General features: G+C 58.0%; 14 protein-coding genes, 2 tRNA genes and 5 pseudogenes. 12 read left to right on the plus strand and 9 right to left on the minus strand.

The genetic code is table 11. The features are described from left to right. Positions 1-91: 91 nt before the first annotated feature. Positions 92-844: a flap endonuclease Xni gene (xni, locus tag SGP1_RS17895; RefSeq protein WP_011411683.1), complete on the plus strand. Its 753-nt coding sequence runs from the start codon at positions 92-94 to the stop codon at positions 842-844. Positions 845-866: 22 nt separating this feature from the next. Here the strand turns inward: xni and SGP1_RS34285 are convergent, their stop codons facing one another. Further along, the gene (locus tag SGP1_RS34285; RefSeq protein WP_279379408.1) at positions 867-1,028 is read right to left on the minus strand and encodes a prepilin peptidase; all 162 of its coding nucleotides are present in this window, start codon (positions 1,026-1,028) and stop codon (positions 867-869) included. Positions 1,029-1,702: 674 nt separating this feature from the next. On the opposite strand from SGP1_RS34285, the gene SGP1_RS17900 reads away from it, so the two are divergent. Then, entirely contained in the window at positions 1,703-3,601 is a 1,899-nt protein-coding gene (locus tag SGP1_RS17900; RefSeq protein WP_050747800.1) for a glycoside hydrolase family 3 protein, read from the plus strand. A 263-nt stretch (positions 3,602-3,864) separates the two neighbouring features. Here SGP1_RS17900 and rlmM read toward each other — a convergent pair whose 3' ends face one another. The 4 genes and pseudogenes from rlmM to SGP1_RS17925 form a co-directional block, all read right to left on the minus strand. Next, positions 3,865-4,965 (minus strand): 23S rRNA (cytidine(2498)-2'-O)-methyltransferase RlmM, encoded by a 1,101-nt coding sequence (gene rlmM / locus SGP1_RS17905; RefSeq protein ID WP_011411685.1) that lies wholly within the window; start codon positions 4,963-4,965, stop codon positions 3,865-3,867. Then, positions 4,958-5,353, minus strand: a complete 396-nt coding sequence (locus SGP1_RS17910; protein ID WP_011411686.1) for a DUF423 domain-containing protein — start codon at positions 5,351-5,353, stop codon at positions 4,958-4,960. Before SGP1_RS17910 ends, rlmM begins: the two co-directional genes overlap by 8 nt. 18 nt (positions 5,354-5,371) lie before the next feature. Then, a complete protein-coding gene (locus tag SGP1_RS17915; RefSeq protein WP_011411687.1) occupies positions 5,372-6,328 on the minus strand; it encodes a transcriptional regulator GcvA in 957 nt (318 codons plus the stop codon). Between the two features lie 666 nt (positions 6,329-6,994). Next, positions 6,995-7,214 (minus strand): annotated as a pseudogene (locus SGP1_RS17925) (YgdI/YgdR family lipoprotein). Between the two features lie 169 nt (positions 7,215-7,383). Here SGP1_RS17925 and csdA point away from each other — a divergent pair. Together csdA and csdE are read left to right on the plus strand one after the other, a co-directional pair. After that, positions 7,384-8,589, plus strand: a complete 1,206-nt coding sequence (csdA, locus tag SGP1_RS17930; RefSeq protein ID WP_011411688.1) for a cysteine desulfurase CsdA — start codon at positions 7,384-7,386, stop codon at positions 8,587-8,589. An 11-nt stretch (positions 8,590-8,600) separates the two neighbouring features. Next, on the plus strand, positions 8,601-9,053 hold the full coding sequence (csdE, locus tag SGP1_RS17935; RefSeq protein ID WP_011411689.1) for a cysteine desulfurase sulfur acceptor subunit CsdE: 453 nt from the start codon (positions 8,601-8,603) through the stop codon (positions 9,051-9,053). 166 nt (positions 9,054-9,219) lie between these two features. On the opposite strand, the gene tcdA is transcribed toward csdE, so the two are convergent. Then, positions 9,220-10,044: a tRNA cyclic N6-threonylcarbamoyladenosine(37) synthase TcdA gene (tcdA, locus tag SGP1_RS17940; protein WP_011411690.1), complete on the minus strand. Its 825-nt coding sequence runs from the start codon at positions 10,042-10,044 to the stop codon at positions 9,220-9,222. Positions 10,045-10,285: 241 nt separating this feature from the next. Then, positions 10,286-11,401, minus strand: a pseudogene (gene mltA, locus SGP1_RS17945) (murein transglycosylase A); the annotation flags it as partial. Between the two features lie 202 nt (positions 11,402-11,603). On the opposite strand from mltA, the gene SGP1_RS17950 reads away from it, so the two are divergent. Next, positions 11,604-11,680 (plus strand) — tRNA-Met (locus tag SGP1_RS17950). 64 nt (positions 11,681-11,744) lie between these two features. Beyond that, positions 11,745-11,821 (plus strand) — tRNA-Met (locus tag SGP1_RS17955). 262 nt (positions 11,822-12,083) lie between these two features. Here SGP1_RS17955 and SGP1_RS17960 read toward each other — a convergent pair. Continuing rightward, the gene (locus SGP1_RS17960; RefSeq protein WP_243466094.1) at positions 12,084-12,584 is read right to left on the minus strand and encodes a GntR family transcriptional regulator; all 501 of its coding nucleotides are present in this window, start codon (positions 12,582-12,584) and stop codon (positions 12,084-12,086) included. A 317-nt stretch (positions 12,585-12,901) separates the two neighbouring features. Here SGP1_RS17960 and SGP1_RS32080 point away from each other — a divergent pair. The 3 genes and pseudogenes from SGP1_RS32080 (at position 12,902) to SGP1_RS32085 (ending at position 15,999) form a co-directional block, all read left to right on the plus strand. After that, a pseudogene (locus tag SGP1_RS32080) lies at positions 12,902-14,325 on the plus strand (amidohydrolase). Then, positions 14,318-15,028 carry a hypothetical protein gene (locus SGP1_RS24805; protein ID WP_050747801.1) on the plus strand — a complete coding sequence of 237 codons (711 nt, stop codon included), beginning with the start codon at positions 14,318-14,320 and terminating at the stop codon, positions 15,026-15,028. The pseudogene SGP1_RS32080 and the gene SGP1_RS24805 overlap by 8 nt, the downstream one beginning before the upstream one ends. Beyond that, complete coding sequence (locus SGP1_RS32085) at positions 14,947-15,999, plus strand: M28 family peptidase (RefSeq protein ID WP_083764899.1); 1,053 nt, start codon at positions 14,947-14,949, stop codon at positions 15,997-15,999. The genes SGP1_RS24805 and SGP1_RS32085 overlap by 82 nt, the downstream gene beginning before the upstream one ends. Positions 16,000-16,134: 135 nt before the next feature. On the opposite strand, the gene amiC is transcribed toward SGP1_RS32085, so the two are convergent. After that, positions 16,135-17,394 (minus strand): N-acetylmuramoyl-L-alanine amidase AmiC, encoded by a 1,260-nt coding sequence (amiC, locus tag SGP1_RS17975; protein WP_011411692.1) that lies wholly within the window; start codon positions 17,392-17,394, stop codon positions 16,135-16,137. A 234-nt stretch (positions 17,395-17,628) separates the two neighbouring features. Between amiC and argA the strand changes: the two are divergent. The 3 genes and pseudogenes from argA to SGP1_RS17990 all read left to right on the plus strand — a co-directional run bounded on the left by argA (position 17,629) and on the right by SGP1_RS17990 (position 21,098). Continuing rightward, positions 17,629-18,975, plus strand: a pseudogene (argA, locus tag SGP1_RS17980) (amino-acid N-acetyltransferase). Positions 18,976-19,437: 462 nt separating this feature from the next. Beyond that, positions 19,438-20,094 carry a BRO-N domain-containing protein gene (locus tag SGP1_RS17985; RefSeq protein WP_243466298.1) on the plus strand — a complete coding sequence of 219 codons (657 nt, stop codon included), beginning with the start codon at positions 19,438-19,440 and terminating at the stop codon, positions 20,092-20,094. A 75-nt stretch (positions 20,095-20,169) separates the two neighbouring features. Then, positions 20,170-21,098: pseudogene (locus tag SGP1_RS17990) on the plus strand (Rpn family recombination-promoting nuclease/putative transposase). The last annotated feature ends 49 nt before the right edge of the window (positions 21,099-21,147 follow it).

Here is a 21,147-nt window from a genome sequence, read left to right on the forward strand (position 1 = left end):
GCAACCGATGCCGGCAGGACACCGGCATCAGCGTCTTACACCGCGTGCGGGACCGCTCGCACCGCCCAATGGATAATCAGAATGGCACTCCATGTCGGTACATTTGTTAATCGTTGACGCGCTGAATCTCATCCGCCGCATCCATGCCGTGCAGGGCGCTTCCTGTTTGGCCGCCTGCGGACACGCCTTGAGCCAGCTCATTCTCCATTGTACCCCAAGCCACGCGGTGGCGGTGTTTGACGACGATGAGCGCCATGAAAGCTGGCGCCATCAGCAGTTACCGCAATACAAAAGCGGCCGTGCGCCGATACCGGAAGACCTGCAGGCGCTAATGCCGGCCATCCGCGCCGAATTCAATCGTCAGTCCGTCACTTGCTGGCACGCCAGCGGCTTTGAGGCGGACGATATTGCCGCCACGCTGGCGATCAAGGTGGCAGCGGGTGGGCATCGGGTGACGTTAGTCTCTACCGATAAAGGCTATTGCCAGTTGCTTTCTCCCTCGATACAAATCCGTGATTACTTCCAAAAACGCTGGCTGGATATGCCTTTCGTAATGCGCCATTTTGGCGTCCAGCCGCAACAATTGACCGACTTTTGGGGGCTGGCAGGCGTGAGCAGCAGCAAAATCCCAGGCGTCGCCGGCATCGGTCCCAAAAGCGCCGCGCAGCTTATCAGCGAGGCGGGCACGCTGGAAGCCCTCTATCAGCGGCTGGCGCAATTGCCGGAGAAATGGCGGCACAGGCTGGAACACGACCGTGACCTGGCGTTTCTCTGTCGTCGGATTGTTACGCTCGATACCGCCGTGACGCTACAGGGCAATTTACAGCAGTTGCGATTACGTTAACCCTGGCGGCAAAACAGCAGCATCAGCGGCGCGCCAGCCGGTAAACGCCGTTGATGCACCACAGCGTCAGATAACCGGCCACCGCGCCCCATACCGCATCCGACAGGGTTACAAACGTGGCGCCGAGATTAAATAACAGCCCCAGCCACAATAGCGGTTGGGTGATAATATCCGGTAGCCGCAAAGTGACAGCGGCCAGCAGAAACAGTACACCAGCGCACAGCGCCCACGGTTGCGCCGGTGAGGGCTGCTCACTAAGGGAAAGTTAGCAAGGAGGTGTAACAGCGCCACATGCAGCGCCAGCCCCATCGTTAACCCAAGCAGCAGACACAGCGGCGGCATGAAGACGCCCGACAGCGCCCCTGCCATCGGCATTCCGCTCGCGAACCCGGCAGGCGCCATATGTCACTCTACCTGTTCCGTGCGGCGCCGACGGCGGTACGCGCTTGGCACACGGCGGCACCTGCATCCTACCGCCTGCCTACCGACAACCTAGACGCTAGCGGTGGGTCCGTAAACGCAAATCGGTCCTCGCGGCACTGTGCCGTAAACTTGGACAGACTCTGCCACAACCATCGACCTCCGGCCAGCACAGGCCAGTGAAACTGGATAACGCATCGCACTTGCACGAGGCCGCTTGGGTCTGTCCGGTGGAAACGGACGGCTAATCTCCTATTGCTCCCCCGGCCACCACGCGGCAATTTACTGTCTTGTCCACGGCAGGCATGATAGTGTCGCAGTACAGGTGTGCAGTACGCACCGAGCCTGTAAGGATAGACATCTGATAAACACGGATCCCGCCGCGTGTCCGCGACGGGAAAGATGACCGCCCCCTGTTTACACCCATCGAGAGAGCACATGATGAACACCATCCCCCCTTCACATGTCAACGGTGTCACCGCCGCCGCTGCGCCGACGAGTCAGCATCGCACCAGCGCGCTCAGCCAGGCGCTGACGTCCGCCGACAACAGCCAGTCCGTTTTGACCAACATGACGCTTAGAGAAAAAATTGGTCAGAAAATCATGCTCGATTTCCGCTATTGGGGCCGGGATAGCGCCAGCGGCGCGGCACAGGACACCGTGGCGCTCAACGCAAACATCGAACACATTTTGCATACGTACCACATCGGCGGTGTCATTCTGTTTGCCAACAACCTGAAAAAAACCGATCAGATCCGTCGCCTGACGGCCCAATTAGCCGCCGTGCCCCAGACTCACGGCATCGGTTTGATGATTGCTATCGATAACGAAGGCGGCAACGTCTTTCGTCTGCCGCGCGGAGAGTACACCGCTTTTGCGGGCAATATGCCGCTCGGGGCGCTGGACCAGGGCCACAGCGAAAGCGTACTCCCCTACCTGCAGGGCAAGATCATGGCGCAGGAACTGCGCAGCCTGGGCATCAACGTCAACTTTGCGCCGGTGGTGGACGTCAACAGCAATCAGGCCAATCCGGTGATCAACGTTCGCGCGTTCAGCGATTCCCCTGCCCGGGTCGATAAATTGGCCCGGGAACTGGTGAAAGGTAGTGCGCAGATAGTCACTTGCTACAAGCACTTCCCTGGCCATGGCGATACGCATACCGACTCCCACATGGACTTGCCGAGAGTAGACCGCAACCGGGAGGAGGCCTACGCCATCGACCTGGCGCCCTACCGCGCCGCTATCGCCGAAAATGAGGCGCCGGACATGATCATGACCGCCCACATTCAATACCCGGCCCTCGACGACAGCCGAATCACCCGGCTCGACGGCGAAGACATTGTTGTTCCCGCCACCCTGTCGCGCAGGATCCAGCACGACCTGCTGCGACAGGAGTTAGGCTACCGCGGCGTGACCATTACCGATGCCTTGGATATGAAGGCCATCAGCGCCAACTTCGACCCGCGCGACGTGGTGAAGCGGGTGTTCAACGCCGGTATCGATATCGCTCTGATGCCGGTCAGCATACAGGCGCCAGAAGAAGAAGAAAAACTACGCGAGCTAATCGACTATGTGGCCACGCAGGTTGAACATGGCGAGATTAACGGCGAAGAGATCGATGCCTCGGTTGCACGGATCCTGTCGCTCAAACGGGCCAAAAACATCCTGGCAGGCCAGGCACCCTCTGTCACAATCGGCGAAACCGAACAGCGTTTGGCGAAAGAAGTGGAAAGCGCTGTTGCCGAACAATCGATCACGCTATTGCAAAACCATCAATTGCTGCCCCTGCGGGACATCAGCAGTAAGATCGTCATTTTCACACCCTGGGGCGAACAGGGTCATGCCGTACGGCAGGTGTTGACCCAAAAGGGCTTTCACGACGTCAACAGCCATAAGCTCGCTGACATCGCCTGGCAGACACAGCAACGGGAAATTGATCGCTGCGATATCGTTATCGTCGGTAGCCAGGCGGTCGGCGTCAGCCCGGTGGAGAACAACGGCCAAGCCGGCGGTGTGGCCGCTGCCAGCGACACAGCGTCGATTGACGCCATCATCGATTATGCCCACCGTCAGCAGAAGAAAATCGTGCTGCTGCTGATGCGTTCGCCCTACGACATTATTCACTTCGATGGCAAGACCGACGCTGTGCTGGCAACCTATTCCTATTACGGTCTGGATAACGGCGTACGCCGCGGCGAATCGCTGTTTGCCGCCGCACGGGCGTTGGTGGGGGAATTGCAACCGAGCGGTAAGCTGCCGGTGAATATCTATAATGTCGATTCGCAGGGAGCAGCAACCGATATCCGCTACCCGCGCGGCTTCGGCCTGAGCTGCTGAAACCGCACATCGCCACGGCACCGGTGTGGGAGGTTACCGGTCAGGTTAGCGTCGCGCCGGTAACTTTGTGCCCTCCGCCGGCCGTGGCGTGATCCGACGGTAATCGCCCACCTGCCCTAACGCGACCCCGGCGGTACCCGTACCGTGGCATGCTCCCCATTCCGGCAGGCGCGCGGCGTTGCGCAGAGAATGCCCCGATCCAAAGGTAACCGGCACATTGTCTGGCGTGCGACCGTGCGCAAATTCAGACCCGCGACGCGCCGTCAGCGTTCATCGCGCCGTCCCGGCACCGCGCTCCAGAACCGGCGGGCGTGCACCGTGACCTCCTCCCGGTCATGGTAGAGTTGCTTGGCGTGCACTTCCCCATGCACGCCATTCACCTGAAGATGGTCGATGAGCAGGCGCAAGTTCTGGCTAACCTCTTCATAGCGCTTTTTCATCGGCAGCTTCAGGTTGAAAATGGCCTCGCGGCACCACCCCTTCACCAGCCAATCCGCGGCCAACTGCGCCACGCGGGAGGGTTTTTCCACCATATCACACACCAGCCAGTAGACATTATTGCGCGGCGGCTCGAAACGGAAACCGTCCGCCCGATGATGGATCACCTGCCCTGTCGCCATCAGCGCCTCATCCATCGTGCCATTATCCACTGCATGCACCATCATGCTGCGTTTGACCAACTGGTAAGTCCAGCCGCCGGGACAGGCGCCCAGATCTACCGCATACATACCGCTACCCAGGCGCTCATCCCACTCATCGGCAGGAATGAAAACGTGGAAAGCTTCCTCCAGTTTCAGCATGGAGCGACTGGGCGCATCGGGCGGAAATCTCAGCCGGGGAATGCCCATATAGAACGGGGAATGATTATCACGATAAGAGTAGCCCGCATAGCAACATCCAGGCGCGATGAACAGTACGTGGATAACCTGCGGCGACCTGTGTTCCTCCCCCTTGAGAATCCGTTGTGCGCGCAAGGCGGCCCGCAGCGGCACGGTTAATTTGCGGCAGAATTTCATCAGCTCTTTGCTTTCATTGGTATCGGGTACTTCAACCCGCACTTCACCCGCGCCAGCGACAGCGCCCGTCAGCATACCGGCTATCTGCGTGATGCGATCCTCGGCAGGGAGATCGCGCAGCAACTCCCCCACCAATATCATCTGGCGCGCAAAAATCAAGCTGCGCAGCGGCAAAACGCGCACCAGCCGGTCGGCCTCTTCATGCTGATAACAGACAAACACCACGTACCCGCTGTTATCCTTAACACGCGCGAAACCAAAAATTTCCCGTGCGGCGGCCTTTTCGGTAACCTCAGCAGAGCACTCTTTCTCAAAGCCGGGGCGGCAATACAAAATAACGTTATTCACGGCGTTCGGCCTTTTTTTTCAGACGCAGCGCGCCAATCAGCAGCAATATCCAGCCCGTCAGGAAACACACGCCACCGATGGGCGTGATATAAACCCACAGGCGCAGGTGCGATAGCGCCAGGCAATATAAACTGCCGGAAAACAGTACGATGCCGATAGCCAGCAGCACACCGCTCCAGTAGAACCACAGATTGGGATTACGCAGCATCACCGCGCCCAGCGCCATAATCGCCAGAGTATGAAACGCCTGATACTCCAAACCGGTTCTCAACCATGCCATTTCCAGTCCGCCCAACGACAAACGCAGGCTGTGGGCGGCAAAGGCGCCGATAGCCACAAATAAAAATCCACTCAGAGCGGCGAAAATCAGCATTCCACGACTACGCATGTGTCACAATTCCGATAATTATTGATGAAGGGTGCCATGCAGCGGCGCCAGGGGCTGCGACGCGGCATACCGAAAGCGGAACGTCTCTTGCTCGCTGGCCGCGCGCGCCAGGATCCATTGACGAAAAGCGGCGATTTTACCCACCTCCGACTGACTGTCATGACAGACCAGGTAAAACGCGTTTTTGCTTTCCAGCACGTCATTGAACGGGCACGCCAGCCGGCCGGCCTCGATTTCCGTCTGCGCCATGACGTTATTAGCCAGCGCCACACCCTGACCATGGATCGCCGCCTGCAGTACCATGGCGCTGTGGCTGAAAATCGGACCTTGCTGCACATTTAGCTGGCTCAGGCCCAATTGCCGGCTGTAGGCCAACCACTCTCGCCGTGAGGCGTCATGTAATAGGGTATGGTGAATCAGATCCGCCGGCGTTTTCAGTGGATAGACGCCGGTAAACAGAGCCGGCGCACATACCGGCAACAGGTATTCGGCATACAACTTCTCCACCCGTAATCCAGGCCAATTACCGCGGCCATAAAAAATGGCTACGTCCACGTCATCTGCCAGCTTATCCTCTTCGCGATCCACCGCCTGGATGAGGACATCAATGCCCGGCCAGGCGGCGTTAAAGCTCGACAAGCGCGGCACCAGCCACTGAATGGCAAAACTCGGCAGCAGACTGACCGTAAGCGCGCCTTTGGCGCTGCGCGATTGCAATTTGCGCGTCGCCTCCGCCAATACCGAGAAAATTTCTTTTATATCAAGATAATAAATTTTTCCTTCCTCGGTCAGCAGCAACGAGCGATTGCGGCGGCGGAACAGTTTCAGGCCGAGAAAGTCTTCCAACGATTTGATTTGATGGCTGACGGCGGCCTGCGTGACGAAAAGCTCGTCCGCCGCTTTGGTAAAGCTCAAATGGCGCGCGGCCGCGTCGAACACCCGCAGGGCATTAAGCGGAGGTAGTCGTTTGGACATAGGCTGGCGCTTTTTCCGGACTCGGTATCATGGATAGGGCCAACATAGGCATATCATTTATTAGTTTTTTATCCGAGGCATTATAATTTGTCCATTTATGATGCGCCAGAAAATACCTATAGTTGTTACCATTCATAAGCCGGAACGAAAAGAACTTAGGAAGATAATGATTTCAAAGCGCTTTTGGCGAGTGATGTGATGTTGTGTTTGCAGATTGGGCCGCCATTGCGGACCCCCTTTTTCTTAAATCCGTTTTGGATATATTTTTCTGTCTGTCCATAGAGAAAAGTAGCACCGCGCCTGCGGTGCTTTTTTTGTCTGTCGCAGGGAACGGCGGCGGTGACGGAGAGCTTACCACGGCGAGGGAAATGTGGCCGCAGGGGGCGGGTGGCTTGAGAGTTCAGCAACCAAGGGCATGAGGTTGCAGAGCGGCGAGAGAACCTGTTGTTCTACCCTGCCCTCTTCTTTTATTGTGACCGGGGTAGGCCCGGCCTAATAAACGCAGAGAGATAACGTAGGGAAACGGAGCAATGAACTCAGGCAGCATTAGCAGCCAAAAATCGCGTCAACGCCTGAGGCCAAGCTTAATCCCGTCCCTGGCACATGCGGCCAGAGCAGGTTGCGGCGATAACTATATCTGCCGCACGGGACGGGTTTACCCGGGCTTTATTGCGCTTCCATCATCTCTTTCACGTCGGAGCGGTTAATTTGCTGTTGGGTGCCTGAAGCATCTTTGTAGCTAATCATGCCGGTATCGTCATCCACTTTCGGCTTGCCAGAGGTTAATAGTCCGGCCATCATTGGTATGCATGACGTAATTGCTTGAGCAGGCGCTCAGCGTAAAGGCTAAGGCACAGGCGGTAAGAACTGCGGCTGTTTTCTTCATTGATAATTCCTCGCAGAGTAAACTACTGTAGTCATCCATTATTCGCTTGGTATTTGCATTACCCGATAGTAATAAGCATAACCGACTTTCTCGATTTTGCCAGAAATGACATGTAATTCGGCGATTTAGCCGCCGCACCGGCGTCGGCCGTTACCGCCAGAGGAGTTTTGTGACCCAGTTTGACTGTAATGTTTTTCGCCGCCATTTTCCGGCACTGAGCGCCGGGACCACCTATCTGGACAGCGCGGCCACTGCCCTGAAACCGCAGCCCGTGCTGGCGGCAACCGACGATTTTTATCGCCTGGCGCAGGGCAATGTGCACCGCAGCAGCTACCAGCAAGCGCAATCCCTGACCGCTCGCTACGAGCTGGCCCGTCACCATGTGGCCCGCTGGCTCGGCGCCCCGCGCGCAGAGGACATTGTCTGGACCCGCGGCACCACCGAGTCTCTCAATCTGATAGCCCAAAGCTATGCGCGACCGCGCCTGCAGCCCGGCGACGAGATACTGGTTGCACAGAGCGAACACCATGCCAATCTGGTTCCCTGGCTGATGGTGGCGCAACAGACCGGCGCCCGGGTGATCAAATGGCCCATTGGCCCCGATCTACTGCCCGACGAGCGACAACTATCCACACTGCTGACCGCCCGCACGCGAATTGTGGCGCTGAGCCAAATGTCTAACGTCACCGGCGGCTGCCCGAATTTACAGCGAATTATTCCCCGGGTACGGAAGACATCGGCGGTGATTGTGGTGGACGGCGCACAAGGGGTGGTACACGGCAGGCCGGATGTCGCGGCGTGGGATATCGACTTTTACGCCTTCTCCGGTCATAAACTTTTTGGTCCGACCGGTATTGGCGTCCTGTATGGCAAAACCGATCTGCTGGCGGCGATGCCACCCTGGCAGGGCGGCGGGAAAATGCTCAGTGCGGTGTCGTTCGATGAGGTCATTCCTCAACCGCCGCCGCACCGTTTTGAGGCGGGCACGCCGAATATTGCCGGCGTCATCGGTCTGGATGCCGCACTCGGCTGGCTGGCGCAGCAGGATCTCGCGGCAACCGAGGCTTGGAGCGTCTCGCTGGCGGATGCCGCCCAGCAACGGCTTTCTCGGCTGGCGGGATTTCGCGCTTTTCGCTGCCCGGGGTCGCCGCTGCTGTCATTCGTTTTCGCCGGTATCCATCAGCAGGATATCGCCCAGGTGCTGGCACAATCCGGCGTGGCGGTGCGCGCCGGCCAGCATTGCGCCCAGCCGCTAATGGCCGCCCTTGGCGTCCCCGGTACTGTACGCGCGTCTTTCGCCCCCTATAATACCCTTGCGGACGTGGATCGGCTGGTGGATGCGACGACCGCCGCCCTGGCTCTTTTCAACGAGTAACGGAGCACGGCATGACAGAAGAGGCTTTTTCCCTGCAAGGCCCACACCCGTTCGGTACCGAGATTACCGCCGCGGAACTGGCCCGCTGCTTTGCCGCCTGCCGGCAGTGGGAAGATCGACTGCGGCAGGTGATAACGCTTGCCCGGGCGCTGCCGCCGCTGCCGGAGCACCTGAAGACGCCCGCGACACTTCTCACGGGCTGTGAAAGCCAGGTGTGGCTGGCACACCAACCGCTGCCCGACGGCACGCTGCATTTTTATGCCGACAGCGACGGCCGCATTGTCAAAGGACTGTTAGCTATCGTGCTGACCGCCGTCGAGGGCAAGACCGCGACACAGCTGCGCCAGATCGACCCGCTGTCGCTGTTGCACGAGCTGGGTTTGGACGCGGAATTGAGCGCCAGCCGCGCCGACGGTCTGGCGGCCATCGGTGCGTGGATGACCCATATCGCCTCCAACGGCTAGCGGCCACGCCTGCCGGCACGCCACCAGGCGGCAAAAAACACAGGCTCAAGCTGGCGCCATCGTCAACACCGGGCGTCGAGCGTTGTCCGCTCTCCCCTCTCCGTTGTCCGCTGTAAGCTAGCGCAGCAAACGACCGCAGGCCAGCGCCACGCCAGACCGCATTGGGTCAGGCTAAGGGCGGTGTGGCGTGCTGCCGCCGCGCTTTGGTCAGCATTTTTTTCAGCGCATGAGCCACGGCGACAAATCCAAATGTCGCGGTCACCATGGTCGCAGCGCCAAACCCCGATGCGCAGTCCATTCGTTTGGCTCCCCCCGCCGTCGACGGCGAGGCGCAGACTGAACCATCGAGCTGGGGATAAACCAGCTGTTCGCTGGAAAAAACGCAGTCGATGCCCAGCTTGCCCTTGCTATTTTTCACTACTTGAAACTTTTGCTTCAGGCGATCGCGCACTTTTGCCGCCAGCGGATCCTGAATGGTTTTCGCCAGATCCACCACCTGAATGCGAGTGGGATCGGTCTGGCCACCGGCGGCGCCCACGCACACCACCGGAATTTTATAGCGCCGGCAATACGCCAGCAGCGCCGCTTTGGCCCTTACGCTGTCGATAGCGTCAATGACATAATCGAAGCCGCCATTCAGCCTTTGGGCCACGTTGTCGGCCGTGATGAAATCATCGATAGCGGTGACCCGACATTCGGGATTAATGGCCGCGAGCCGTTCGGCCATTACCGCGATTTTCGGCTGCCCGACGCGGTCGCGCAGGGCGTGGATTTGTCGGTTGATATTGGTGACGCACACGTCGTCCATATCAATGAGAGTTATCGCGCCGATACCGGTACGGACCAGCGCTTCCGCCGCCCAGGAACCTACCCCGCCTATACCGATCACGCAGACGTGGGCGGCAGCGAAGACCGCCAGCGCATCCCGGCCATACAGCCGGGCGGTGCCGCCAAAGCGCTGCAACCAGGCGTCTGATAGGTCATCATTCATGTTCATGGTGCCTCAGTTAACAAAAGCGGCCCACAGGCCGCTTGATAAAGGGTGAAACCTCCGCCGCCGGTCAATTATCGTAGATGACCTGCACGGTGTTGGGCGCCGGCCGCAAGACGGGCTGGGCACCGGTAAGACCGGACCCCGTCGCGCCCGTTACACCGCCAGAGCTTCCCCCCGTCAAACCCGTGGCTGTTGCGCCCGTGCCACGGGCGGGCGTTCCCGCTGCGCCGGCTTGACCGCTGCCGCCATTGTAGGCGGTGAACAGCGGGCCACTATTCCCTGCGCTTTTCAGCACCCAGACGCGACCGTAATGGTTGTAATAGCCGGCGGAATGCCCCGCTTCCGGACGAATGCCATGATACATATCGAAATGCTGGCCTTTAATCGCGCCGCCGACGTCCAGATCCACCATCAGCAGGAGCTCATATTTTCCCGTGAATTCACCTTTGTTGTCCAGCAGCGGCACCTCCGCCAGAATAGTGGTCCCTGCAGGGATAAACGAACGATCGGAGGCCACGGCCGCTTTCGCTACCAGCGGTACCGCGCTTGCCCCTTTTACAGGCGCGAAGGGAACCGGTTTGAAAAACACAAATGACGGATTTTGTTCGAGCAACTCACGCACTTCGGCCTCGGTATGGGTGTCGGCCCAATGGCGAATCGCCTGCATCGACATATACTCCCGCGCCACCTCGCCGCGATCGATGAAGACCTTGCCGATGCTGCGATAGGCATGGCCATTTTTGCCGGCATAGGCAAAAAACATCAGCGGCCGGCCATCGCCGTAATCCACATAACCGCTGCCCTGGACCTACATCATGAAATTATCCATCAGCGAGTTAGTCCAGGCGATAGCCAGACCGCTGCTCAGCGCACCGCTGTAGATGGCGGCGCGATCCGGCAGGCGGCGATTCTTGCCGCGGGGTGGCATGCGGTACAAAGGATAGCGGAACTCGCCCTGGGGCGTATAGCGCGCTTGCACCACCGGCGTGTAGTAACCGGTGAACTGCACATTACCATAGTTATCCGCCCCTTCCATTTGATAGGCCTTGATACCGTACTGGCTCAATTGGCACGTATCGCCACCGGCCTGCGCCCAACGCTGAATAACGGCGAAATCGGTCTGGTTACGCTGAAACAAGGTAGCGGCGGCGTATAGGGTTTCGATCACCTGATCGGCATAATCCCCGGCGTTAACCGGCTTACCGCGGGCATTGGGCGCGTTGACCAGCGCCAGCGGCTGGGTAAGTTGACCATCTTTATACTGTTGTTCGCGATCGGTGGGGCGGGATTGGCACCCCGCAAGAATGACGATAATCACGCCGCCGATCAGAGAGATTACCCATTGTTTACTCATAACGTTCTCGCGCCGTTAAATCCTAACGGCGAACGATAAAAGATGATTTATCATAATTAAATAAATTATCATTCCCATTCAATGAGTTGTTGATAAAAGCAGCACAACGGGGTGAAATTGAACAAATATCAGAAGAATAGCGGCTATTTAGCAAAAAGGGGTTGCATCAAAACCGCTACAGAGTATAGTGCGCTTCCACGGACGCGGGGTGGAGCAGCCTGGTAGCTCGTCGGGCTCATAACCCGAAGGTCGTCGGTTCAAATCCGGCCCCCGCAACCAATCAAACCGCCGTACGCGGGCATTAGCAAGGCCGTCCCCACTGCTCGGGGGCAAATCAGTCGGACGCGGGGTGGAGCAGCCTGGTAGCTCGTCGGGCTCATAACCCGAAGGTCGTCGGTTCAAATCCGGCCCCCGCAACCAATCTCCCGTGGTTGTTACTATGGTTAATAACGCTTTATCGCTTTGTACATTCCTGTAATGATGCAAAGCAATAAAGCGTTTTTTTTCGTCTGTCGTCCGCCAGCACTAAAAGCGGCCGCCGCGTTTCCGCCTGCCGGCACCGCCGCTCAGAGTTTTGTCACAGGCGCCCGACGATAAGGTTAGTGCTGACGATTTACTGGTGCTGGCGGGATCTGCAGCATAGATGGATTTGGTGGCGCAACGAATCTGCCGTCGATGGCGGTCATAGCGCCGCAACGGTTATGTTGCCGTTAGCGGTCCTGCTGACGGATATGACGCGCCAACACCGCCCCAGACGCGTGCCATCGCCCTGACGCACTGCCTCAATCATCTCATCATGCTCGCGGGCAGATTGCTCAATCCGCGCCCGGGTGGTCCACTGATGCACCGGCACGGCTCTGGTACGCTGGCGTATTTCCGCCACCAGCGCCATCAGTTCCTGATTGCCGCATAGCGACAGCAGATGATGATGAAACGCCAGATTGGCCTCGTACAGCTCCAGGGTGGTGCCATCGGCCAACAGCCGCACAAACTCCGCCACCAATTGCTCAAGCAGTCTGATATCCGCGGCCGTAGCGCTGCCGGCAACGCCGGTTTCCAGCAAAATACGGATCTCCGCGACCTCTCCTTCCTGACGGCCATCGGGCCAGTACACACGGTAACCGCGATTGGGCACATGGGCCACCAGCCGCTTTTGCGCCAGTCTGTCCAAGGCGCGACGCACCTCCGGCCGGCCGCAATGGTAACGCTGCTGCAAATCGATTTGTTTCAGCCAGGCGCCAGCAGGCCGGTCTGAATATCGTGCAGGATCAATTCCGTGACCTTATCGGTCAATACCACCGACGAAGCCGGTCGTTTCTGCTTAGGCATAAAAAATTCTCAACGTTTATCGGCGCATTCTGCCACCGCGCCGCGTCTATTGCCACTCTGATGCCAATGCGCGCATCATAACGTTGTCTTATCCCACGGTTAACCATTGCACAATCAAAATAGGCGACGTAAATTGGTATCAATTTTGGTAAACATTTTGGAAACCTAACCATGCCAACCTCCGTTACCAACCTGCTTGACGCCCGTATCAATGAGCCGCAGGCCGCTTTTTGCGCATTAAGCGATCGTGTCTGGGATACCCCCCGAAACCAATTATCTGGAATATCAATCGGTAGCCGCCCATAAGGCCCTATTTGGAACAGCAAGGATTTCGGGTGGAAACCGGCCTGACCGGCCTACCCACGGCGGTAATGGGAGAAGCAGGCGACGGCGGACCGGTCATCGCCATTCTCGGCGAGTTCGATACCCTACCGGGCCTGAGCCAACAGGCCGGTTGTCGCCGAACCCCGCCCGGAAAGCAACGGCGGCAACGGTCACGGCTGCGGCCATAACCTGCTGGGCGCCGGCTCCATTAGCGGCCACGGCGGTGAAAGATATGCTGGCCGCTCTCGGCATTAAAGGTCACGTACGCTATTACGGCTGTCCGGCGGAGGAAGGCGGCTCATCGAAAGGGTTTATGGTGCACGCCGGGGGTTTCGATGACGTGGATATCGCTATTTCCTGGCATCCGGCGGCTTTCACCGGGGTGAACAATCCTATATTTCGCTGGCCTGTAACGAGCTAAATTTTCATTTTAGCGGCCACGCCGCCGCGTCTCTTCACCTGGGCCGTTCAGCGCTGGATGCGGTTGAACTGATGAACGTCGGCGTTAACTATTTGCGCGAACATATGCCCTCGACGGCCCGTGTCCACTATGCGGTTACCGATACCGGCGGCCATTCGCCGAATGTGGTTCAGGCGAAAGCAACGGTGCTCTATTTGATCCGCTCACGCACGCTGTCGGACCTGCTGGCGCTGGTGGAGCGCGTGAAAAATGTGGCGCGCGGCGCCGCGCTGATGACGGAAACGACGTTACGCCACGAAGTGCTCAGCGGCGACGCCAATCTGGTAGGCAATACGCCGCTGGATCAGCTTATGCACCGGCACATTGAACTGCTCGGTCCGCCGCCGTTCGACGACGCGGACAACCGCACCGCCGCAGAGTTTCAAAAAACGTTTAGCGCCGACTATATCGCCGCGTCTTTCGGCCGTTTTGGCTGCAGGTGCGCAAAGATGTGCCGTTGTGTGATGTGGTTTTTGCGCCGGAAAGCGGTGACGGCACCCTGGTCGGCTCAACCGATGTCGGTACTGTCAGTTGGGTGGTACCGACGGTACAGCTGCGCGGCGCCACTTACGCCATCGGCATGCCGGGGCACTCCTGGCAGTTGGTCGCGCAGGGGAAATTGCCCGCCGCCCATAAGGGGATGGTCCATGCCGCCAAGGCTATGGCCGCCACCGCGTTGGATCTGTTGCAGGATCCTGTGCTTATCGCCCGCACGCAGGAGGATTTCGCCCGGCGCCTGGACGGTCGTCCGTTTATCAATCCGCTCCCGGACGATGTGCAACCGCCGTTACCGGAGAACGCCCATGTCTGAGTTCGCCGCCACACCTGACCGCTCGCGCCTGATGGCGCATTTGGCCGAGTTCGCCAAACGCGTCAAATTATCCGGGACGGCGCCTGAGCTTGAGAGCTTCCATTATTTGCAGCAACAGATGCAATCCTACGGCTACCGCACCGAGCTGCTATCCCACGACTCCTGGATAAGCCTGCCCGGCGAGGCACGCGTAACGGTAGACGGTCAGCCTATCCCCTGCATTACCCACTCGATGTCGGTTGCCACAGACCCGACGGGCGTCACCGCGCCGCTTAAGTATATCGGCGCTGGCCGGGAAGCTGATTTCGCCGCGGCGGATGTGGCCGGCAAGATCGTGCTGATAGACGGCATCACTACCGAGGAAGAGGCGGCGCTGGCCAAACGCTATAGCGCCGTGGGCCAGTTACACATCAGCCCGACGGAACATCTTTACGAGATGTGCGTCTCGCCGGTATGGGGCAGCCCCTCACAGCACACCCTCCCGCTATTGCCCTCGACGGTTATCTGCACCATCAGCCGGGACGACGGCGCGCCGCTGCGCGACCGTTGTCGAGCCGGCGAGTCACCGCAGGTCACGCTGTATGTGAGGTCGACACCGGCTGGCGCAAAACTCCTATCCTTATGGCCGACCTGTCGCACGCCGGCGATGAAGCCCCCTTTGTGCTGTTTGCCGGCCACCACGATACCTGGCATTACGGGGTGATGGATAACGGCAGCGCCACCATGCTGGAGGCGGCACGGCTGTTGGCCGAGGCGCGAGCGGACTGGCAGCGCGGTTTGCGCCTGTGTTTCTGGTCCGGCCATTCCCACGGCCGCTATTCCGGCTCCGCCTGGTATGCGGACGAATACTGGGATGAACTCGACCGACGCTGCGTCGCCCATGTCAATGTGGATTCCACCAGAGGCGAAAACGCCAGCGTACTGACCAATTCGTCGGTCATTGACGAACTGAAAGGCGTCGCTGCCGAAGCGGTGGCAGCCATCAGCGGTCAGCAACATCTCAGCCGCCGGCACGGTCGCGCCGCCGATCAGTCTTTCTGGGGCGTGGGCATTCCGTCGATGTTTGGCAGCCTCAGCCACCAGCCGCCGGATCCGGTAAAAATGCTGACCGCTCTCGGCTGGTGGTGGCATACGCCGCACGATACGCTGGAACATATCGATCACGACAATTTGCAACGCGACACAGCCATCGTACTGCGGGTGCTTTGGCGCTTGCTCAGCGCGCCGGTGGTGCCGCTGGATTATACCGCCTTCTGCGTTTCGCTGGACGCCGAGCTGGACAAGTTGCAGGCGGCGGCGGTCAATCAACAGGCATTAACCGCGTCCGGCGAGCAGGCCCAGCGCCTGAATAGCGCCCTGCCGCACCCGGCCTGGCCGTCCCTGAGCGGCCTGCGGGATCTGGATCTCAAGGCCGGGCGCATCGACGCCGGTTTTGATAGCGGCGTCTATGCCCGCTCGGTAATGGCGAAACCCGGCAACGACGAACTTATTAATGCCGGCCCGGATCTCAAGAGCGCGATGCTTGCCACCGATGTGGCGATGGGCATGCGCAAGGGAGAAACCCGCCTGACAGCCACCTTTGACGCGGCCATCACCGGCGCTGCCCACGATGGCGTGATCCGGCAATTATCGCAGAAATGGAGCAAAATGGACCTGACGCAGGATCTCCCCTGAGAAAGCCCCCCTCGGCCCCGTTAACGTCCGAGTCAGGACGGCGTGGGCCAACGCCAAACGGCGCTCGTGCAGGCCGCCCCGGGCGCGGATGTTAGCATCAGCCACGCCAGGCGCCGAGTTCCCAGGCACCGCGAGCTAACGCCGCGCCAATACTCCACCGGCGGCAAAATAGGCTTTGATCCCTGCCAAAATGGCTTCCGCCATCTGCTGCTGGTAACGGGCGGTGCGCAACCGCCGCTCTTCCTGAACATTGCTGATAAACGCGGTTTCCACCAGAATTGACGGAATATCCGGCGCTTTCAATACCGCGAAGCCCGCCTGATCGACGCTTTTTTTATGCAACTGCGTGATCTTACTCACGTGGCTCAGCACGTGCTTGCCAAATTTCAGGCTATCGTTAATCGTAGCGGTCTGCATTAAATCGAAAATGGTATGATCCAGGTAGCGATCGCCGCTTTTGCTCACGCCACCAATTTCATCGGCAGCATTTTGCGTTTGGGCCAGATAGCGGGCCGCCGCGCTGGTGGCTCCCTTGGTGGACAACGCAAAGACCGAGGCGCCGTGGGCGCTACGGCGGGTAAAGGCGTCGGCGTGTATCGAAACAAACAGATCCGCCCGCTGCTTACGTGCCTTGGCCACCCGCACCTTCAGCGGGATGAACACATCCTCATTGCGGGTCATATACACCTGCATATTCGGTTCGCGCTTAATCAGCGCTCTTAAACGGCGGGCGATTTGCAGCACGATATCTTTCTCGCGGGTTTTGAATTTGCCGATCGCGCCGGGATCTTCGCCGCCGTGGCCCGGGTCAAGCATCACCACAACCGGCCGGTCGCGTCCGGCTTTCCCGGCCAGTGGCGCCTGAGACTCCGGCGGCAAAGTACGTGCCAAATCACCCTTGTTATAATCTTCTAGCAACGCCAGCAGCGGATCGTCTTGCAACGAGGAACGACTGCCCTCATGAGGGTAAAGATCCAGCACCAACCTGTGCCGGAAGCCGTGGGCCGGCGCCAGCGTCAAAAAGCGCGGCGCCACTTTCTGTTTCAGTTCCAGCACCAGCCGCACGGTATGGCCGTCGAACTGACCAACCCGTACCTGGCCGATATAAGGATCTTCCGGCCGCACCCGCTCCCCTAGCTGGCTGAGCATCGAATTGAGCCGCAGCTCTTCGATATCTAGCACCAGCCTGTCCGGACCACTCAGGGTAAAAGTGCGGTATTGCAGAGTGACATTTGATTCCAGAGTCACGCGGGTATAGCTTGAGGCGGGCCAGATCCGCACCGCCACAATAGAAGGCGCAGCGGCGAGGCCAACCCGGCTGACGCTTAACAGCCAGGTGGCCGCCACGCCTTGCAGCAGCAGCCGGCGAGCGCGGTTATGTTCTGACTCAGGCATGTCGCCCCGGTAATAAATTGTGCATTATCTGGAAAACCAATCGTTTATCGTTAACGGCGGAAACTTTAACCAAACCGCCGGCCGCTGTCATCCCGAAAAGCCGGCACAGAGGCGGCGTGCGGCAAACTTTGCTCATCTTTACAAACAGGCGAAGGGTAAATCGGGACTTGCCAAGAGGGTGATAAAAGAATAAAAATACACAAAATAAAAATAATAATTCACAAAGGATAGTCCGTGAAGGAACGCAGTACAGGGTTGGTTCAAGGTTTTCGCCATACGGTTCCTTATATCAATGCACACCGTGGCAAAACCTTTGTGGTCATGCTGGGCGGCGAAGCCATCGAGCATGAAAATTTTGCCAGTATTGTCAATGATATCGGTCTACTGCACAGCTTCGGTATCCGCCTGGTACTGGTGTACGGCGCCCGGCCGCAAATCGACGCCAATCTGGCGATACATCACCTTGAGCCGATGTACCATAAGCATACCCGCGTTACCGACGCGCCCACCCTCGAGCGAGTAAAGCAGGCCGCAGGCCAGCTACAGCTGAACATTACCGCCCGGCTGTCGATGAGTCTGAATAATACGCCGATACAGGGCGCGCACATCAACGTGGTGAGCGGCAACTTCATTATCGCAGCCTCTGGGCGTGGATGACGGCGTGGACTATTGCCACAGCGGCCGCATCCGCCGTATTGATGATGAGGCGATACACCATCAGCTTGACGGCGGCGCCATTGTGTTGCTGGGCCCGGTCGCGGTATCGGTTACCGGTGAAAGTTTCAACCTCACCTCCGAAGAGGTGGCGATTAAGCTGAAAGCGGAAAAAATTATCGGTTTTTGCTCATCGCAGGGCGTGATTGGCGAGGACGACGATATTATTTCCGAACTGTTTCCCAACGACGCCCAGCAACGTATTGATCAGTTGGAAGCGCGCGGTGATTACCATTCCGGCACCGTGCGTTTTCTGCGTGGCGCGGTCATAGCCTGCCGCAGCGGCGTGCGGCGTGCGGCGTGCGGCGTGCGGCGTGCGGCGTTGCCATCTTATCAGCTATCAGGAAGACGGCGCCCTGGTGCAAGAGCTCTTCTCCCGCGACGGCATCGGCACACAGATCGTGATGGAAAGCGCGGAGCAGGTGCGGCGGGCCACCATCAACGATATCGGCGGCATTCTGGCGCTGATTCGGCCGCTGGAACAGCAGGGGATCCTGGTGCGCCGCTCCCGCAAGCAATTGGAAATGAAAATCGATAAATCTACCATTATCGAACGGGACAATATGACCATTGCCTGCGCGGCGCTGTATCCTTTTCCCGACGAGCAGATCGGCGAAATGGCCTGCGTGGCGGTGCACCCTGATTACCGCAGTTCGTCGCGCGGCGAAATGCTGCTGACGCGCATCGCTCAACAGGCGCGCCAAATGGGGCTAAAAAAATTGTTTGTGCTCACCACCCGCAGCATCCACTGGTTTCAGGAACGCGGCTTTACCCCGGGAAGTCGATATCCTGCCGAACCAGAAAAAGGCGCTGTATAACTATCAGCGAAGGTCTAAAGTGCTAATCTATGAATTATCAGATATTTAGACCCAATCCTCGCTCAAAAAATAGGCGACAAAACACAACAAAGCACGACAATACACGACATTTTTATCAATAACTTACCGCTTATTTCGACCTGCCGATTACGCCAGAATCGCCCACATTTGACGAAGGAAATTCCATGCGCTATAGTCGCTTCCAGGTGCTGAACACACCATGCAAAGCGGATACCGCGCCCGAAAGTTATGCAGTTTTTTTACGCCCATAGATTGTATGGTCGGGTAGCGAGTAGTGATACAACACCCTTAGGGGGAAAGCTGCTGGCCGACTTTGCACGGTGTTCAAGTACCCGACCGCCCCACTGAACATGGGGTAAAATGAACAAATGCAAAGGATACAAAAATGAACACCCAACCTATCTAATTTTCATTTAAAGAATCGCACGATGTCCGCGTTCAGGTAATCGATGGTGAACCATGGTTTTGCTTAAAGGATGTCTGCGACATTCTGACCATCGCAAACTCCAGTCGTGTTGCTTCTGATGTGCTCGACTCGAAGGGGGTATGCAAAACGGATACCCTTACTTCTGGCGGCATTCAAGAGCTTAATTTCGTCAACGAACCCAACCTCTATCGCGTCATCTTCCGTAGCAACAAGCCCGAGGCAAAGCAATTCCAGGATTGGGTATTCAATGATGTACTTCCCTCAATCTGCAAGACTGGCAAATACGAGCACCCCGTTTACAAGCCAGAGTCCCACGAACTCTTCACCACTAACGATACCTCCAACCTCGCCCGCCTGATTTGGCACATGAGCCACAACTTCCGCTTCAAGCAAGCATGGAGCAATGGCATATGGTACGCCCTGCGCGAAGTCACCGGCATTCCCTCACCGCAGCTGATGGAAGTCCGCCATATCCCGCATATTGCCAGAGAATGCGAACGTATATGGGCGGTGATTGAACGCCTGCAATCTGCTATGGTAGTAGAGGCTGAGAGACGAACCATTCGGCAACTGGTGCGCAAGCGGGAGAATGTGGATAGTGTGATGGGTGAAATCGATAGCCTGCTCATTGAGTCAAACCATAGCAACGCCTTCATGCTCACCGATACCCTGACCCGTTGGCATAAGTCCGAGCTCGGCCAGTTCGCGCAGAGGCACTGATGGTTGCCCCGGCCCGTTGAGGGGCCGGGGATTTCGATGGAATACCACAATCTGAACAAGCTATATACTGCACCGATGACAAAATCCTCACTCTCACAACACGATGCCCTGTTCAAAAAGTTCCTCGGCGACATTGCTGTAGCTCGTGACTTTCTGGAAGTGCATCTCCAACTCATCTGCGTGAGCGCTGCGATTTCAGCACCCTGGCAATGGAGTCCGGCAGCTTTATCGAAGACGACCTCAGGGGACAGTGCTCGGACATGCTGTATTCGATGAAGACCACGGCGGGCCATGATGGTTACGTCTACTGTCTTATCGAGCACCAGAGCCGACCGGAAAAGATGATGGCGTTTCTGTTGCTACGGTACGCCGTCGCCGCGATGCAACGGCATCTTGAACAAGGCAATGACGCTTTGCCAGTGGTTATTCCGCTCCTGTTCTATCACGGCACCACATCGTCTTACCCCTACAGCACCCAATGGCTCGATTGCTTTACTGACCCCGAACTGGCAGAATCAGTCTACAGGCAAGCATTCCCGCTGGTCGATATCACCGCGATGCCGGATGATGAAATACTGTCTCATCGGCGGGTAGCGCTGCTAGAATTGGTGCAGAAACACATCCGGACCAGTGATATGTTAGAACTAGCCGCTGACATCGCTCGTCTGCTCAATCTATGGGCGATACCGAAAGAGCAGTTCCGTAGCCTGATGTACTATATCGCAGAGCGGGGAAATACTTCGGATGAATCGCAATTCCTACAGCATATCGCCACCAAAGCCACTGACTACCGGGAGGACATCATGACCATTGCAGAACAGCTTGAAGCTAAAGATGAGCAAAGGGGCATCCAGAAGGGCATCCAGCTTGGTGAGCAGAAAGGTCGCCAAGAAACGACCACCGAACTTGCACGAAAGTTCCTCGCTAACGGTGTCGAACGCTCAATTGTTAAGCTATCTACAGGTCTCTCCGACCATGAGCTGGATGAGTTGGCCCGCCAGTAGTTTACCGCGTACTACTCTTCGTTATTAGCTGTATTAGCAGCCGCCCCAG

The sequence above is a fragment of the Sodalis glossinidius str. 'morsitans' genome, assembly GCF_000010085.1.
GTDB classification, from domain to species: domain Bacteria; phylum Pseudomonadota; class Gammaproteobacteria; order Enterobacterales; family Enterobacteriaceae; genus Sodalis; species Sodalis glossinidius.